Source organism: Acinetobacter sp. ANC_7513 (assembly GCF_056779915.1).
Map to the genome: position 1 here is coordinate 61,192 of NZ_JBWYIW010000010.1, position 18,144 is coordinate 79,335.

General features: G+C 39.4%; 13 protein-coding genes. 6 read left to right on the forward strand and 7 right to left on the reverse strand.

Annotated elements, in window-relative coordinates; genetic code table 11:
• Positions 1 to 88 precede the first annotated feature (88 nt).
• From AC1M9B_RS11275 to AC1M9B_RS11300, 6 genes are all read right to left on the reverse strand, one after another.
• Positions 89 to 1,006 carry an ABUW_2363 family tetratricopeptide repeat lipoprotein gene (locus AC1M9B_RS11275; RefSeq protein WP_481597795.1) on the reverse strand — a complete coding sequence of 306 codons (918 nt, stop codon included), beginning with the start codon at positions 1,004 to 1,006 and terminating at the stop codon, positions 89 to 91.
• Positions 1,007 to 1,116: 110 nt separating this feature from the next.
• Positions 1,117 to 1,929 carry a serine O-acetyltransferase gene (gene cysE / locus AC1M9B_RS11280; RefSeq protein WP_035266113.1) on the reverse strand — a complete coding sequence of 271 codons (813 nt, stop codon included), beginning with the start codon at positions 1,927 to 1,929 and terminating at the stop codon, positions 1,117 to 1,119.
• Positions 1,922 to 2,764, reverse strand: coding sequence for an RNA methyltransferase (locus AC1M9B_RS11285; protein WP_092767753.1), 843 nt, complete (start codon positions 2,762 to 2,764; stop codon positions 1,922 to 1,924). The genes cysE and AC1M9B_RS11285 overlap by 8 nt, the downstream gene beginning before the upstream one ends.
• A 13-nt stretch (positions 2,765 to 2,777) precedes the next feature.
• On the reverse strand, positions 2,778 to 6,356 hold the full coding sequence (gene dnaE / locus AC1M9B_RS11290) for a DNA polymerase III subunit alpha (protein ID WP_481609118.1): 3,579 nt from the start codon (positions 6,354 to 6,356) through the stop codon (positions 2,778 to 2,780).
• A 173-nt stretch (positions 6,357 to 6,529) separates the two neighbouring features.
• A complete protein-coding gene (locus tag AC1M9B_RS11295; protein WP_481609119.1) occupies positions 6,530 to 7,588 on the reverse strand; it encodes a type II asparaginase in 1,059 nt (352 codons plus the stop codon).
• Positions 7,589 to 7,774: 186 nt separating this feature from the next.
• Entirely contained in the window at positions 7,775 to 9,010 is a 1,236-nt protein-coding gene (locus tag AC1M9B_RS11300) for a pyridoxal phosphate-dependent aminotransferase (protein ID WP_481609120.1), read from the reverse strand.
• Between the two features lie 151 nt (positions 9,011 to 9,161).
• Here AC1M9B_RS11300 and msrB point away from each other — a divergent pair, with 151 nt between their 5' ends.
• Positions 9,162 to 9,581, forward strand: coding sequence for a peptide-methionine (R)-S-oxide reductase MsrB (gene msrB / locus AC1M9B_RS11305; protein WP_035266138.1), 420 nt, complete (start codon positions 9,162 to 9,164; stop codon positions 9,579 to 9,581).
• Positions 9,578 to 10,060 (forward strand): glutathione peroxidase, encoded by a 483-nt coding sequence (locus tag AC1M9B_RS11310; protein WP_035266096.1) that lies wholly within the window; start codon positions 9,578 to 9,580, stop codon positions 10,058 to 10,060. Before msrB ends, AC1M9B_RS11310 begins: the two co-directional genes overlap by 4 nt.
• Positions 10,061 to 10,098: 38 nt before the next feature.
• Here the strand turns inward: AC1M9B_RS11310 and AC1M9B_RS11315 are convergent, their stop codons facing one another.
• Positions 10,099 to 11,619, reverse strand: a complete 1,521-nt coding sequence (locus AC1M9B_RS11315; protein ID WP_481609121.1) for a flavin-containing monooxygenase — start codon at positions 11,617 to 11,619, stop codon at positions 10,099 to 10,101.
• Positions 11,620 to 11,774: 155 nt separating this feature from the next.
• On the opposite strand from AC1M9B_RS11315, the gene AC1M9B_RS11320 reads away from it, so the two are divergent.
• The 4 genes from AC1M9B_RS11320 to AC1M9B_RS11335 all read left to right on the forward strand — a co-directional run bounded on the left by AC1M9B_RS11320 (position 11,775) and on the right by AC1M9B_RS11335 (position 18,085).
• Complete coding sequence (locus AC1M9B_RS11320; RefSeq protein WP_481592100.1) at positions 11,775 to 12,785, forward strand: AraC family transcriptional regulator; 1,011 nt, start codon at positions 11,775 to 11,777, stop codon at positions 12,783 to 12,785.
• A gap of 100 nt (positions 12,786 to 12,885) precedes the next feature.
• Positions 12,886 to 14,028, forward strand: a complete 1,143-nt coding sequence (gene zapE, locus AC1M9B_RS11325) for a cell division protein ZapE (protein WP_481587652.1) — start codon at positions 12,886 to 12,888, stop codon at positions 14,026 to 14,028.
• A gap of 354 nt (positions 14,029 to 14,382) precedes the next feature.
• The gene (locus AC1M9B_RS11330) at positions 14,383 to 16,545 is read left to right on the forward strand and encodes a malate synthase G (protein ID WP_092767767.1); all 2,163 of its coding nucleotides are present in this window, start codon (positions 14,383 to 14,385) and stop codon (positions 16,543 to 16,545) included.
• Between the two features lie 91 nt (positions 16,546 to 16,636).
• Complete coding sequence (locus AC1M9B_RS11335; protein WP_481609122.1) at positions 16,637 to 18,085, forward strand: aldehyde dehydrogenase family protein; 1,449 nt, start codon at positions 16,637 to 16,639, stop codon at positions 18,083 to 18,085.
• Positions 18,086 to 18,144 lie beyond the last annotated feature (59 nt).

Sequence of the window (18,144 nt, forward strand, 5' to 3'; positions counted from 1 at the left end):
CGCTGAGCATACGTTATTTTTTTGGATATAAAAATAAGCTCCAAAAAAAATAGACTGAATGATCAGTCTATTTTTTTATGAAATAAGATTATGATTTCGCTGGATTGTTTAAAATTTGCCAAACATTGTAACGACCTTGTTTCTCAATTTCTTGAATTAAGCGGTCAGCAACTTCAGTTTCTTCAGGATATTTCACTTTGTAATTTTTTAAAGTTGTGATTGCATTTTTCTTTTGATTCAATGCGAGGTAGTTATTAACAGCTACGAGATAAGCTTCTTGAACACCTGCCTTGATGGCCTTATCGATATATGGAATAGCTTCTTTTTGACCACCACCTTCAGACAAAGAGAAACCAAACCAGAAGTTCGCTTCAGCATCTTCTTTGTTGATCTTCAGGATTTGTTGTGCATATTTTAATGATTTAGTGGTATAAGCAGAACCAAGATCGAGGTTACGACCCAATATACTTGCTTTAAATGCACGAATTAGGATATCGAATGACGCGTTATCTTTCGCTGCTAAAGTATCTAGTTGAGCTGAAACTTCACGTAATTTAGCTTCAAAACCGCGACGTTCTTGACGATCTGTAAAGCGAGGAGGATAGTGACGTGCTTTACCTTCAACCATCTGGAGGAAGTCATCAATTTCTGTAATATCGATTTCATTTTGACCCGCTAAAACCGTGTATTTCATCGCACGTTGTGAACTATTCACAGTCGGTACGATTAATTTGTTTTGGTCGAGGATCATCTTTCTGTTTGGATTATTAGGATCAGTCACCTCAAGTTTTTGAAGTGGTGCAGCAGCAGCTTTTTTTAGTTCAAGCTCGAATACTGGTGGTTGGCTATAATTAAAAGGATTTAATGCATAAAATGGCGCACTTAAATCAGGCTCAGAAAAGACGATTGGATCGTTTGTTTTAGATTGTTTTTTTACTGCTGGAGAGCTACAAGCACTCAATAATGAAACAGCGATCATGGTGGCAATGAGGGGCTTAATCGTCATATTTTCTTCCAATATTATGTTTTTAAATTCTAGTTCAGGTTGTATCTGAGTCTATGAAAAGTCGAAACAACATGCAACTCAGATTCACCTAACTTAGTCAAACTTATACATTAAGCTTTTGATTGTGCAGTTTGAGCTTCGCACTCACGACGAACTTCGTCAATGATTTTTAACTCTTCAGCGCTAAATGGTTGTCCATTACTTTGTGCGTTATTAAATGTTGGATCAAGTAATGAAAGTCGCTGACATAGAGTGTTCATGCGCTTTTCATTGTGCTGTATACGATCCAACAATACCCGCATACCTTCTAACATAGGATCTGATTGATCTTGGGTTGTCGCATAAGGCTGAAAACCGATGCTTTCTGCATAATTGCGTCGTTCAGATTCTTTGTCCAAATCTTTTTGCTGATTTTTGATAATAAATCGCGCTGGGTTACCTACGGCAGTAGCACCTTCAGGGACTTCTTTAGTGACCACAGCATTTGAGCCTACTTTCGCATTCTTATGCACGGTGAATGGTCCCAAAATTTTCGCACCTGCGCCAACGACTACACCATCTTCTAAAGTTGGGTGACGTTTGCCTTTATTCCAAGTGGTGCCACCTAATGTCACGCCATGATAGAGCGTCACATCATCACCAATTTCAGCTGTTTCCCCAATGACCACACCCATACCGTGATCTATAAAAAAACGTTTGCCAATTTTGGCACCTGGGTGAATTTCGATACCAGTTGCGAAACGACTAAAAGAAGACAGCATGCGGGCAGAAGTTTTACACTCTTTTTTCCAAAGCTCATGCGCAACACGATGCATAATCAGTGCGTGAATTCCGGGATAAGTGGTTAAAACTTCAAATGTGTTGCGCGCCGCAGGATCGCGGGCGAACACAGCTTGAATATCTTCTTTAAGCTGTTTAAGCATCTTTTGATTTCTCTTTAGAATCTGACTTTTTCCATGTGCCATTGTTCAATGCCTGAACACGACTGAAAATACCTCTAAGAAGATGGTACTCCATACGATCTAATTGTATACGTCCGAATAAGCGACGCAAGCGTAAAGGCAATAATCGTGGGTTTTCTGGGTCTAAAAACTCGATTTCGTGCAACATTTTTTCAAAATGAGGATAAAATTGTTCCATCTGTTGATGTGTTACCAACGGCTCATCCCAATGCATAGAATCTTCATCAGTCACTTTCATAACTGCTTGAGGATCTTCAACTTGTTCCATGAGAGCCGTGGTCGCCATTCGCATTTCATAGCAAATAATTTGAATGGCTTGAGCGACATTGAGTACCCCATAGTCTGTATTCACAGGGATGGTCACATGGTAATTCGCCAAGGCCAACTCTTCATTGGTTAATCCGCGATCTTCGCGCCCAAATATTACGGCAATTTCTTGTTGTTCTTTGATCACCGCTTGCATCGATTTATCAGCAGCAGGTCGAGCATCTAATAAAGGCCATGGAATAGTTCGGCTACGAGCACTTGTACCAAAGACTAAATGACAATCTGCGATGGCTTCTTCAAGCGTTTCTACAATCTGAATTTGATCAATTAAATCGGTTGCACCGGCTGCAAGTGCATCAATATCAGGATGAGGATAAGTTTTAGGTGCAACTAAAACCAATTTTGAAAGCCCCATGGTTTTCATTGCTCTAAGTGCGCTACCGATATTCGCAGGCAGGGTAGTATTCACCATGACAATACGCACATGAGACAAATGCGCTGAGACAGCAGCATTATCAATTAAATTCATAAATCTTCCAAAATTAAGAGTATTGACTGACTTCCGTCATGTATTGATCCATTGCTTCATCCATACTGATCTGGTCAGGTGGAGAGGCATGTGATGTGACGACTGGTTCTGATTTTGGTTCTACGGCGTGGGAACGTGCAGCTTTTGATTTAACATGATACTCCACATGTAAGGCCTCTTTACCAAAATAGTCGCGCAGTTTGAACAATAAGTCATCGAGTGGTGCGACATTCCATTGCGGTGGTAAATGAAAATCAGCCGTTGCATATGGAAAGTCGAGTTGTACTTGTAATGGCACATGCTGACACATATCTACATTACAAAATGGTTGAATGATCTGTGAAAGCTCTTGACCAAGATTTGGCTGAATATGCTCAGGTCGTAATTTGATGAGGATGTGATTCGCACGTTTTTGACGAATTTCGTTTAATGTAAACGCCTTAGTAAGGCGTCCCATCGGACGGTCGAAGCCTTCACGTTCATAAATTTCACCTTCAATCACGATCACTCTTTCATTCACAATAACGTCTTTAAAACGTTGGAAGCGTTCATGATTTGCTGAGACTTCGATTCGAGCAGTACCATCATCGAGTGTGATCATCATGCGGTTAGGGAAATTTGCGACATCCACAACCAAGCCGGCAAATACAGTAGTTACTCCACGACGTGTTGGAGTCAGCTCATTAATTTTGTTAGAAATAAACGCTTTTAACTCGGGGCGATACACATCGATCGGGTGTCCTGTTAAATATAAACCTAAGGTGTCTTTTTCACCTTTTAAACGGACTTCATCAGACCAAGGTTTTACAGGTTTAGTAGGTTTACGTTGAACTTCTTCAACTTCACCAAATAAATCCATAATGCCAGTTTCGCGGTTTGAACGAGCTTGTTCGGCTGCTTGTACCGCTTCAGGCAATTGAGCCATTAAAGTCGCGCGTTCAAGCCCGAGACAATCTAATGCACCTGAGCGAATCAAAGCTTCAAGTGTACGTTTATTGATTTTCTTCAGATCAATGCGATGGCAGAAATCAAATAAATCTTTATAAGGTCCAAGTTGCTTACGTGAATCAATCACGGATTGCATTGCTGCTTCACCAACACCCTTGATTGCACCTAGACCATATACAATGGTTTTTTCATCAATTGCATGGAATTGATAAATCGACATATTGACGGAAGGTGGTAACACATCGAGACCATTGTTACGACAGTCATCAATCAAAAATACAATACTGTCTGTGTTTTGCATTTCCGAAGTCAGTACAGCGGACATAAACTCAGAAGGATAGTGTGCTTTTAACCAAGCCGTCTGATAAGCCACCAATGCATAGGCTGCAGCATGTGATTTGTTGAAACCATAGCCTGCAAATTTTTCCATATAGTCAAAGATATGGTTCGCCGTTTGCTCATCGATATCTTTTTTTGCAGCACCTTCAATAAAGATTTGGCGTTGTTTAACCATCTCTTCAGGTTTCTTTTTACCCATCGCACGACGAAGTAAGTCCGCACCACCTAGACTATATCCTGCACAATACTGTGCTGCTTGCATGACCTGTTCTTGATATACCATAATCCCGTATGTTGGTTCTAATACACCTTCTAATAGGGGATGTAAGTATTCGAACTCTCCACCATGCATCCGGTGAATAAAGTCTGGAATTAGATCCATTGGACCCGGGCGGTACAATGACACGAAGGCAATAATTTCTTCAAATTTACTTGGGCGTGCTTCCTTGAGCATTTTTTTCATGCCCACGGATTCAAATTGGAATACCGCAGTGGTATTTGCTTCGGCAAATATCGAATATGCAGCTTTGTCATTTAGCGGAATATTCTCAATCTTTAGAGGTATATCAAACTTTAATCGTTGGTTAATGTGCTGAATAGCATCTTCAATTACAGTAAGATTTCGCAACCCCAAGAAGTCAAATTTAACAAGTCCTGCCGCCTCAACATCGTCTTTATCAAATTGAGCAACACGACCGGTACCATCTTCGTCACACAGTACAGCTGAGAAGTCCGTAATCTTGGTCGGTGCGATTACAACACCACCTGCGTGCTTACCAGTGTTACGCGTTATTCCTTCAAGTTTAAGCGCCATTTCCCAGATTTCTGATGCATCTTCATAATCTGGGTTGGATGGGTTGGTTACAATATCTTTAAGTTGTGGTTCTGCTTCTAAAGATTCTTCCAAACTTAAACCTAAAGGTTTAGTCGGGATCATTTTAGAAATACGATCTGCTAAGCCGTAAGACTTACCTAAAACTCGTGCAACATCTCGAATTGCACCTTTCGCTGCCATCGTACCAAATGTTGCAATTTGAGATACAGCGTCACGCCCATAAGTTCGTGCTACATAATCAATTACACGATCACGACCTGCGATACAGAAATCCACGTCAAAGTCTGGCATCGAAACACGTTCAGGGTTTAAGAAACGTTCGAAAAGAAGTCCGTATGGTAGTGGATCTAAATCTGTAATTTTTAAACTGTATGCAACTAATGAGCCTGCACCTGAACCACGGCCCGGGCCTACAGGTACGCCATTGTTCTTGGACCACTGAATGAAGTCCATGACAATCAAGAAGTAACCTGGGAATCCCATCGAGTTAATGATCTTGATTTCGAAATCTAATCGATCGTCATATTCTTTGCGAATTTCAGGCCAGTCTTCTCCACGTTTCTCCACAGGATAGAGGTGATTAAGACGTTCTTCTAATCCTTCTTTAGACAAATGGGCAAAGAAGGTATCAATTGTATGACCTTCAGGAATTGGATAGTCAGGTAAAAAGTATTTACCTAAGCGAAGTGTCACATTACAGCGTTTAGCAATTTCAACTGTATTTTGAATAGCACTGGGGATATCAGCAAATAACTCCACCATTTGCGCTGTTGTTTTGAAATATTGCTCAGGGCTGTAAGTACGTGGACGACGATTATCACCTAAAACATAGCCATCTGCGATGCAGACGCGCGCTTCATGGGCTTCAAAGTCTTCTTCTCTAATAAAATGAACATCATTATGAGCGACAACACCGATTTGATATTTTGCGGCTAATTTAACAGCTTCAATAATAAAATCTTCTTCTTGTGGGCGATTGGTGCGCGTGAGTGCTAAATAGACACGATTGCCAAATTTTTCTATCCAAGCTTCAAGTAAGGGTTCAGCTTTTTCAGGGCTACTTGAACACAGCATTTCTCCAACATCACTTTTAATCCCTAAAAGTGCAATCATGCCCGGCGCTTGTTCTAACACCCATTCTTTTTTTACACACGGGATACTGAGTTGTTGTCCTTCAATAAAGCCGCGCGATACTACTTCAGTTAAACTACGCCAACCCTCATTATTCATCGCCAGTAAAGTCATACGATGTGATTCATCATTCAAACGAATCACACTTCCTAAAATAGGTTTAATCCCTTTTTTAAGACACGAGGTATAAAACTTCACTGCTGCATGTAAGTTCGATAAATCTGTCATCGCGAGTGCAGGCATAGAATCCTGTACAGCAGACTTCATTAGATCAGGTATACGTACGATTGATTCAGTAATAGAAAATTCTGTATGAACACCGAGATGAACAAACTGCATAGATGAGTCCTTTACAAGAGCAGAGCGTATTTTATCATGCAAAGTGATTTAGAGCTGAGAATCCACGATATTTTATATGATTCGCACAAATTATCTTCGATTTGAATAAAGGCGATTTTATATCAATCAAAAAAAGTGCCATTCGGCACTTTTTTATAACATGAAAATTGGGCTTAATATTCCCAGAACATGCGTTGTATTTCTTTTGCATCTTTGGTTTTGGTTAAAGCAAGCGCGGTTAAAATTTTAGCTTTTTGAGGGTTGAAGTCATGTGCAACTACCCAACCATATTTGTCATCTGGCTGTTCGGCATTACGGAGAACGAATCCTTGTGGCACTCGTGAAGAACGTACAATTTGTATACCACTTTGCTGAAGTTGATTCAGCGTGGGAACAATATTTTTCGCGACTGAGCCGTTTCCTGTACCTGCATGGACAATGGCTTTAACCCCAGCCTTGGCATACGCTTGATAAGCATCATGAATCATGTTGCCAGAGCCATAGACAATTTGAACTAATGGGAGTGTATCACCCTTAATATTCTCGATATTAAATTCTGACCGCTGATTAAATCGCTTAACAGAACTTCGGAACCAATAAGGTTTAGATTCTACTAACGTCCCTAAAGCTCCCCATTGGCTTACAAAGGCATTAGTATGAATATTAATGCCTTTAGTCACATCTCGAGCTGCAAAAATACTATCGTTCATAAGGACGAATACCCCTTTATTTTTTGCACTCGGGTCTGCTGCCAGAGCAACTGCACTATATAAATTTAGTGGGCCATCCGCAGATAAAGCCGTCGATGGGCGCATTGAGCCGACAACAACAATAGGTTTTTCCGTTTGTACGACTAGATTAAGAAAAAAAGCGGTTTCTTCTAAAGTATCTGTGCCATGTGTAATCACAACACCATTTACATCTGACTTTTTAACCAAATCATTGACTTGGCGGGCAAGGGAAAGTAATTCTTTGTCCGTAATACTTTCAGAAGCAACTTGCATTGCTTGTACGCCACTCACATTGGCTAAATCTTTAATTTGAGGGACGGCATTCAGTAAGTCATCTACTGGAACTTTTGCGGCAGTGTAAGTGGCGCTGTTGGTTGAACTAGCACCAGCACCAGCAATCGTTCCCCCAGTTGCAACGACGACAACGTTATTTTTAGCAAAGCTCGCTAGGGGTAATAACAAGCCAATCGATAGAGTCAGTGCGGTTAGCGTCTTTTTCATCTTTTTTCCTAAATGTTTTTTATAGTATTGTGCATGGATAATGCTTAATCACGATAAAGGAAAAGAAGGGTGTTTGTATATAATCAAAATGAAATTGATATCATGAAATAATCAAAATATTAAATATAAAACCCCCAGATTGAAATCTGGGGGTTTTAAATACATCATTCACATAAAACGACCGAATTAACGCATTTTTGCTAAGAATCTTCCTAAACGATTGATTGCTTCACGTAATTCATTTTCGGCAGGTAAGAACACCACACGGAAATGATCAGGGGTAGGCCAGTTGAATCCTGTACCTTGAACCAATAAAACTTTTTCTGATTTGAGGAAGTCAAGCATAAACTGTTCATCATCCTGAATAGGATAAATTTCAGGATCAAGTTTAGGGAAACAATACATTGCACCTTCAGGTTTAACGCAGCTTACACCTGGGATTTCATTCAACATTTGCCAAGCAATATTGCGTTGCTCATACAAACGACCACCTGGACGAATTAAATCGTTGATAGACTGGTAGCCACCCAATGCAGTTTGAATAGCGTATTGAGCTTGATGGTTAGCACACAGGCGCATTGACGCGAGCATATCTAGACCTTCAATATAATCTGCCGCACGTGTCTTATCACCCGTAATTGCCATCCAGCCTGAACGGTATCCAGCGATTCGATAGGATTTAGATAATCCGTTAAATGAAATACACAGTTGATTACCCGCAAGGGCAGCGACCGATACATGTTCGATTCCATCGTAAACGATCTTATCGTAGATCTCATCAGCAAATAAAATCAGGTCATATTTTTTTGCAAGAGCGACAATTTTTTCTAAGACATGGCGTGGATAAACAGCACCCGTTGGGTTGTTCGGATTGATAATCACGATCCCACGAGTATTAGGCGTAATTTTGTTTTCCATATCCTGAATATCAGGATACCAATTATCTTCTTCATCACATTTATAATGAATTGCTGTGCCACCAGAAAGATTAACGGCAGCAGTCCATAATGGATAATCTGGCATTGGCACCAGCATTTCATCGCCGTCATCTAACAGGCCTTGCATAGCCATTACAATCAGCTCAGAAACACCATTCCCAATATACACATCATTGACATGCATATTGAAAATACCTTTTTGTTGATAATACTGACAAACCGCTTTGCGGGCAGGGAAAATCCCTTTTGAGTCTGTATAGCCGATTGCATTTGGTAAATTCAACGCAACATCATTGATAATTTCTTGAGGTGCTTCAAAACCGAAGGGCGCTGGGTTGCCGATATTGAGTTTAATTATCTTATGTCCGGCTTCTTCCATTTCGTTGGCGGCGCGTAACACAGGTCCACGAATGTCATAGCATACATGCTCGAGCTTAGACGATTTCTTAATTTCGCGTGGAGTAGTGTTACCTAAAACGGACATATTCCCATCCAATTATTTTTGAGTGAATAAAAATAGATTACTAAATATCACAATCTATGTAGAAATTTAGCTAGAAATTTTTCAAGCTCTAGCGTAAATATGAAGGTACTGAAGCATGACATTGAATGTCAAAGATTTAAAGGAGTTAATCATGGGAAAACTCAATAAAACAGACCGAGAATGGCAAAGAGAGTTATCACCAGAGGAGTATCGCATTACCCGTCAAAAGGGAACTGAGCCTGCTTTCACAGGGCGATATTGGAATACCAAACAAGAAGGAACTTATGTTTGTCGTTGCTGTGGCGAACCTTTATTTACTTCAGAAACCAAATATGACAGTGGTTGTGGATGGCCTAGTTTTTATCGTCCAATCAACCAAACAGTCATTGAAGAACATGACGATCACTCACATGGCATGATTCGTACTGAGATTGTTTGTCATCATTGTGACGCACATCTAGGTCATGTTTTTGAGGATGGACCTGAACCTACAGGTCTTCGCTATTGTGTAAACTCAGCTTCATTAGAATTAAAAACCCAAGAAAAAAATGATGAGGAAACCTATCCATGACCAATATTTATCAATTTGAGGCAGAATTGCTAGAAGGGGAAAATAAGCAATTTTCGGACTATGAAGGTAAAGTGCTATTGATAGTCAACACAGCCAGCAAATGTGGATTTACGCCACAATTTGCAGGGTTGGAAGCGCTGTATGAAAAGTATAAAGATCAAGGTTTTGAGGTATTAGGATTTCCGTGTAATCAATTTGGTGGGCAAGATCCGGGTACGCACGAAGAAATTGGTAGTTTTTGCCAGAGAAATTACGGTGTATCCTTTCCGATGTTCGCTAAAGTGGATGTAAAAGGTCCTGAAGCCCATGTGATTTTTCGGTATCTCACCAACAACAGCAAAGGCATTTTAGGAAGTGGAATTAAGTGGAACTTTACCAAATTTTTGATTGGAAAAGATGGCAAAGTGCTTAATCGATATGCACCTACAACTAAACCAGAAAGCATTGAAGATGATATTCAAAAAGCGCTGGCTCAGTAAAAAAAATCAGCTCAATTGAGCTGATTTTTTTTATTCATTTAATTAAAGAAACGGTAATCGGCTAGATTTGCATTTTTGGTTTCTAGCCAATACTTCCATGTATAACTCGGCCAAAGTGAAAAATTCTTTCCGCCTTCTTGCTGATACCAACTCACACAGCCAGATTGCCAAACTGTGCCTGCAAATTTTTCTTGGATTTTACGGTTGAATTCTTCTTGGACTACATCTTTGACCACGATTGCTTTGGTTTTGGATTTTTCTACAGCTTCAATCAGTTGTAGAATGTAATTCACTTGAGATTCGATCATAAAAATTACAGAGTTATGACCTAAAACAGTATTCGGGCCTAAAAGTTGAAAGAGATTTGGAAATCCTTTGGTAGAAATTCCATAGTAGCTTTCAGCACCCTCTTTCCATGCTTCTTTCAACTCAATACCATTTTCACCATAACATTTAAAATCTTTTAAATAAATTCGTGGATCAGTAATAAAACCAGTACCGTAAATTAAGCAATCTATTTCTCGTACTTGCCCATCTTTGGTAACAATCGCATTTTCAGTAATTTCTTGGATGCTGTCCGTCACGAGCTCTACATTCTTGCGATTAAATGTTGGGAAATATCGATTTGATACCAAAATTCTTTTACACCCCATGGTGTAATCTGGTGTCAATTTTTTTGCTATTTCTTTATCTTTGACTTGGAAGCGAATAAAAGCTTCTGCAAGTTTTTGACCCAGTCGCATCATTTGAGGTTTTACAATCGGAACTACGCGTGATTCATTTGACCAATACAAGCGCGCTCGATGCAATTTTCTAAACCAGTCGTATTGGGCAAACAGTTTTTTGTCTAAAGCATTATAAGCACGTTCATCGCGCGGTATTACCCATGCAGCAGTTCTTTGAAACACGTATAACTGTTTGGTTTTTGGTGCAATCTCAGGAATATATTGAATTGCACTTCCACCTGTGCCGATACTGGCTACACGTTTACCATTCAGGTCATAAGCATGATTCCAAGATGATGAGTGGAATACTTCGCCTTTAAATTTTTCGATACCTTTAATCTTTGGAATTTGAGGAATATGCAATGGACCAGAGGCAAAAATAAGGAATTGACTGCGTAGAGCACTTTGATTCTTGATGGAGATTTCCCACGCATGAGCTTGCTCATCGAAGCGTGTCGAAATGACTTCGGTATCAAATTGAATAAATTTTTTTAAATCATATTCTTGAATAAGATCTTGAATATATTGAAAAATTTCAGGTGCTTCAGCATATCGTTTTGTCCAATCAGATTTAGGTGCAAAAGATAATGAATACATATGAGACTGCACATCACATGCAGCACCCGGGTATTGATTTTCACGCCAAGTACCACCTACATCTGTAGCTTTTTCAAGAATAACAAAATCTTTGATACCGCGTTTAAGAAGTTGAATAGCTGTGGCTAATCCTCCAAATCCGGCGCCGATAATCGCAATTTTAGTATTTTTCTTGATGAGTTGCGTTTCAATTAAGTCGACTGAATTTGTATCTAGCTGATCTGATGTAACTTCCATTTTAATACTCGTTTATATTATTTGAAGCTATCATAAGCAGTCTGGACTGAAACTGACATGATTTCATTGACATTTAATATTGATATTTTCGGCAATATTCTTTCCCTTTTTTTTAGGGTAAAACATATGCAACTTTAATTTTAAAATTCTGTTTTATGAAAAGGTCGATTCTCGGTTTGTTGTATCTCATACAGGGCATGCGACAGGTCGGAATAAATGTGGACGAAAGATTGGAAGCTGTCGGTTTAAAGGCGGATGCCTTAGATCCGAGTTCAACGATTCAACCTGAATTAGAACAAATCATTCAAAGAATTATTGCTAAAGGGGTTAACCCGCTGCTTGGTTTGGATGTCGGTCAACATTATGCGCTCGCAGGCTATGGTCCGCTTCTCATGCTGTTGGTCACAAGCTCGAATGTCGGTGCGGCTCTCACAAATGGAATACGCTATCAAGCACTTACCCATTTATCGGGTAGGCTTACATTAGAGCAGACGAGTGTCTATGCGGCTTTATGTTATGAGCCACTCAATTTACAAAGTGAAGTTGATGAGTTCAGGGCCCAATGTGAAATTTCAGGTACGGTTAAATTCGTGCAAGATATCTACAAAATGATAGGATTGCCCTTTCCTGAAGTGCAGATTGAATTGCCGTTTTCACGACCGAAAGAATCCATTTTTTTGAACAAGTATTTGAATTATTTCGGTGAACAAGTTCGGTTTGAACAAGAGAAATTTCGACTGATTTTTGATGCTGAAATTTTAGAATTGAAGTTGCCTTCAGCTGATCAAATCACATTTAATGTCCATCAACAAAGATGTAATGCTGAAATCGAAAGATTGAATGCACAACAATTGAATCAACACCAGTTGATTCAAAGAATTCACGATTATTTGGATTTACAAACGGGGCAGATTCCAACAATGGCAGAAACTGCTCAAGCATTGAATATTCCAGAGCGTACTTTGCGACATCAGCTTAACCAACTGGATACAAGCTATAAGCAAATACGGGAGCAACTCATTCGAGAGAAAGCGCTTCGATTAATTGAGTACAAAGAGTATTCAATCGAAGTAATAGCTGAAATGCTTGGATATTCAGAACCTGCAGCATTTAACCATGCTTTTAAAAGATGGTTTGGACAAAGTCCACGACAGTATGGGAAATAACCTCAGCATGTATGCTCAAATGGTATATGCCAAAGTGTTATTTATCATTTTTTTAAATATTCGTTATACTTCCGACGGCCTAAAAAAGTAATCAATATCTATGTTCCATTCTCATTCTTCGCAAAATAGTTTAAGTCACACTCCGCAATCACCTGCAGAACGTTATGCTCACGCAATTTCGTCAGGACAATTTATGCCTGATGATGCTCAAGCTCAAGCTGTACATGAACTTAATCGTGTTTGGGAAGAACTGATCTTACGATATAAAGCTTCTAAAAAAGCGTTTCGACGTTTTCGCCGTCAAACAGCCCCGAAGGGTGTTTATATGTGGGGTGGTGTTGGGCGTGGAAAAACTTGGTTGATGGACCAGTTTTATGATGCGATACCATTCCGTCGTAAGACGCGTATGCATTTCCATCATTTTATGCAATATGTGCATAAAGAGTTAAATAAAAATTCAGGACAGCAAAATCCACTCGACATCGTTGCTGATCAAATTTACAAAGATGCGGTTGTGATCTGTTTTGATGAATTCTTTGTATCAAATGTCACGGATGCGATGATTTTAAGTGATTTATTCCAAAAGCTATTTGTTCGTGGAATTACACTTGTTGCGACATCAAACATTGCACCAGATGGTTTATACAAGAACGGTATTCATCGCGACCGCTTTATTCCAACGATTGAAATGGTAAAAAAGAATTGTGTCATTTTGAATGTGGATGCAGGTGTTGACTATCGTTTGCGTGTACTGAAACAAGCGCAGTTGTTCAAATCACCTTTAAGCCATGATAATCAGGTATGGATGGCACAACGTTTTTCAGCATTAACCAGTGCTCAAAATGTGAGTGAAGAACCGATCATCATTAATGGACGTAATGTCGATACAATTGGTCATACTGAAGATGTATTATGGTGTGAGTTTTCTGAACTCTGTATGAAGCCACGAAGTCCTGCGGACTTTATCGAAATTGCGAACACTTATAACACTGTCCTAGTCAGTAATGTTCCCGATCTGAATGATTATTTATCAGAAGGAACACGCCGATTCATTTATTTAGTCGATGAGTTCTATGATCGTGGTGTTAAATTATTACTAACCTCACATGCCAGTATCATTGATATATATAGTGGCGAAAAATTAGCGTTTGAAATCGAACGCACACGTTCACGCTTACTCGAAATGCAATCAGATGACTATTTACAATCTGCGCATCGACAAATTGATATGCCTGCAGAATAAATGTGAAAATTCAAAAACGAACCCAAACAGATGATGTTTGGGTTTTTTTATTTGGAGTGGAATAAATTTGAAATCGTCGCTTAAAAGCGTAGAGAAAATAGACATATTGGTTTAAATTAAATCAGATTTGATGGAAATTGGCACTTAAGTCTAATTTCTACCTTTATAAAACTTTATACACTGTAATTAGATTGTTGAATTAAAACGACTCAATAAGTAATAGATCAAAAGTCTCATCTGATTGGTGTCTATAATAAATGATCACTATTTAGCAATGTGATATTACTATTCAGCAATTTATAAATGGGTATACTAGATTCTCTTGTATAAAAAGTAGCAATATCAGGAAAGACAATGACTGCACGTATTCAGAAAGGCAAGTTAGCGATTGCTAAAGAACTCTACGATTTCATCGAAAATGAAGCACTACCAGGTTCTGGTTTAGACAGTGAAACTTACTGGAAAAACTTTGAACAAGTCGTTGTTGATCTTAGCCCAAAAAATAAAGCACTCTTGGCTAAGCGTGATGACATTCAAGCGAAAATTGATGAATGGCACCGCAATAATAAATTTGAATTAGGAGCTTACAAAGCTTTCCTGACAGAAATTGGCTACTTATTACCAGAAGTAGAAGATTTTCAAATTACAACTGAAAATGTAGATGAAGAAATCGCACTATTGGCGGGTGCACAATTGGTTGTGCCTGTACGTAATGCACGTTACTGCTTGAACGCTGCAAATGCTCGTTGGGGCTCTTTATATGACGCATTGTATGGTTTCGATGTCATCTCGGAAGAAGGCGGTGCGGAAAAAGGTAAGGGGTATAACCCTGTTCGTGGCGAAAAAGTTATCGCTTTTGCTAAAAATTTCTTAAATGAAACTTTCCCTTTAGCAAATGGATCACATGCGGATGCTACGAAATACGCTGTTGAAGCAAAAAAATTAGTGGTAACGCTTAAAGATGGCAGCACAACGAATTTGGCTAAAGAAGCTCAATTTGTAGGTTTTAATGGTGAAGAGTCTGCGCCGACAGAAATCGTTTTATTAAATAATGGTTTGCATGTCATCATTGAAATCGATGCGACAAGCCCAATTGGTCAAACGGATGCTGCTGGCGTAAAAGATCTTGTTTTAGAATCTGCGGTAACAACGATCCAAGATTTGGAAGACTCAATTGCTGCGGTTGATGCTGAAGAAAAAGTTGAAGGCTACCGTAACTGGTTAGGTTTGATGAAGGGTACTTTGGAAGAGAAAATCGAGAAAAATGGTAAAACCATTACTCGTGCTTTAAACAAAGACCGTACCCACAAAAATCTGATCGGTGGCGAAACAACTTTACACGGTCGTTCATTGATGCTTCTTCGTAACGTTGGTCATTTGATGACGAACCCGGCGATCCTAGTGGATGGTCAAGAAATCTATGAAGGTATCATGGATGCATTGATCACACCGTTATTAACGTTTGCTGACATCAAAGGTCAAAATGAAATCAAGAACTCTCGTAAAGGTTCTATGTATATCGTTAAACCTAAGATGCATGGCCCTGAAGAAGTTGCATTTGCAGTTGAACTATTTGAGCGTGCAGAACAAGCTCTAGGTTTGCCAGCAAAAACGCTTAAAATCGGGATCATGGATGAAGAGCGCCGTACTTCTGTAAACTTGAAAAACTGTATTGCTCAAGCGAAAGATCGTACCATCTTCATTAACACAGGATTCATGGACCGTACAGGTGACGAAATCCATACCTTTATGGAAGCAGGTCCATTCGTTCGTAAGGGTGAAGTTAAATCTCAAATTTGGTTCCCTGCATATGAAAACCGTAACGTGATGGTTGGTTTACAAGCAGGCTTACGTGGCAAAGCACAAATTGGTAAAGGCATGTGGCCTAAACCAGATATGCTTTTAGATATGTATAAAACCAAAATTGAGCATCCTGAAGCTGGTGCGAGCTGTGCTTGGGTTCCATCACCATCTGGTGCTGTAATTCATGCGATTCACTATCACCAATGTAATGTTTCAGCGCGTCAACAAGAGTTGTTAAAAACTGAAGCATTACCTTTAGATGATTTATTAACTCCACCATTAGCGACTGATACGAATTGGACTGATGAAGAGAAAACCAAAGAGTTAGAAAATAACCTTCAGGGTATTCTTGGTTATGTTGTTCGTTGGGTTGATTTGGGTGTTGGTTGTTCTAAAGTTCCAGACATCAACAACGTTGGTTTGATGGAAGACCGTGCAACTTTACGTATTTCATCTCAACACGTTGCTAACTGGTTACGTCACGGTATCGTGACTAAAGAGCAAGTTGAAGAAGTAATGCAACGTATGGCTAAAATTGTAGATGAGCAAAATGCGAACGATCCAGCGTACACACCAATGGCGCCTGGGTTTGACGGTTATGCTTACCAAGCAGCATATGATTTAGTGTTTAAAGGTGCTGAACAACCATCAGGTTATACAGAACCATTACTTCATGCTTACCGCTTGAAGCTTAAAGGTTATACTGGTGACTAATTAAAATAAAAAAGCCTCTCCGGAGGCTTTTTTTACGATTGTGTAAAATAGTTGACCATTGGGTAAAAAGTGGCATGTAGAGGGACATAAAATGACGCGATATTCAAATTTAAATCAACAGTATATTAACGGTTCTTGGTTAAAAGGCTCTTCAGAGCGTGTCATACAAAATTTTAATCCATTTGATTTAAAAGAAATACACCAAATTCAAGCGGCGAATCAGTCTGATGTTGATCTCGCTTTTTCTGCAGCACAACAAGCATTTGATCTTGGCTTAATTACCTCTGCTATAGATCGCAAGAAAATCATTCAGAAGCTGCATGACATCATACAATTACGTAAAGACGAAATTATAGATTGGCTGATTACCGAGTCTGGAAGTACGCGTCTCAAGGCAAATATTGAATTAGGTGCTGCGCTTGGTATTATCTCAGAATCATTCACTTTTCCTGATCAAATCCAAACTGTTCAGCTAGAAAGTAAAGATCCTGCGAGAAAAAGTTTTTATCAACGCAAAGCGTTGGGTGTTATTGCTGTCATTAGCCCTTGGAATTTTCCATTTCATTTGTCAATGCGATCGGTTGTTTGCGCAATCGCATGTGGAAATACAGTGGTACTAAAACCTGCGAGTGACACACCTGTTACAGGTGGAACATTATTAGGGAAATTGTTTGAAGAGGCGGGTGTGCCCGCTGGTGTACTGAATGTCATTGTGGGTAGTGGTAGTGAAATAGGGGATTATTTTGTCGAGCATCCTATCCCGAAGATGATTTCATTCACTGGCTCTACAGAAGTAGGACAAAATGTTGGTGCTAAAGCGATGGCCAGCTCTAGAATCAAACGACTTGCTTTAGAGCTTGGGGGGAATGCGCCATTATTAATTCTTAAAGATGCAGATTTAGATTTGGCAGTCGATTTGACGATCAAGGGGCGCTTCCTTCACCAAGGTCAAATCTGTATGAGCACTAATCGTGTCATCGTAGATCAATCGATTCACAATGAATATGTTGAAAAGCTTTTAAACAAAGTCAAAGATATTCCTGTGGGTGATCCTAATCTTGATGAGACGCTTATAGGACCTATTATTAATAATACACAAGTGAAACAGCATCAACGAATCATTGATCAGGCTCAAATAGAAGGTGCTAAGTTGGTCTATGCTGGGGGTATTGAGAATAATTTGGTTTCACCTCATGTGTTTATCGATGTATTGCCGACATATGCAATTGCTCAAGAGGAAAGCTTCGGACCAATTCTGCCGATCATCAGAGCAGATGATGAAGCACATGCAATAAAAATCGCCAATGACACACCGTTTGGTTTATCTGGTGCTGTATGTACATCTGATATTGAGCGCGGAGTAGAAATCGCTTCAAAACTCGATATTGGAATGACACATATTAATGATATAAGTGTCGCGGACCATGCTAATGCACCATTCGGTGGAGAAAAGAACTCTGGATTAGGGCGCTTTAATGGGCATTGGATTATGGATGAATTCACGCGTACACACTGGATGACAGTACCAATATCATCATAATGAACTGAATTGGATCGGCTATAATAGCCTAAGTTTTTTATAGTATTGAAAATTATGCT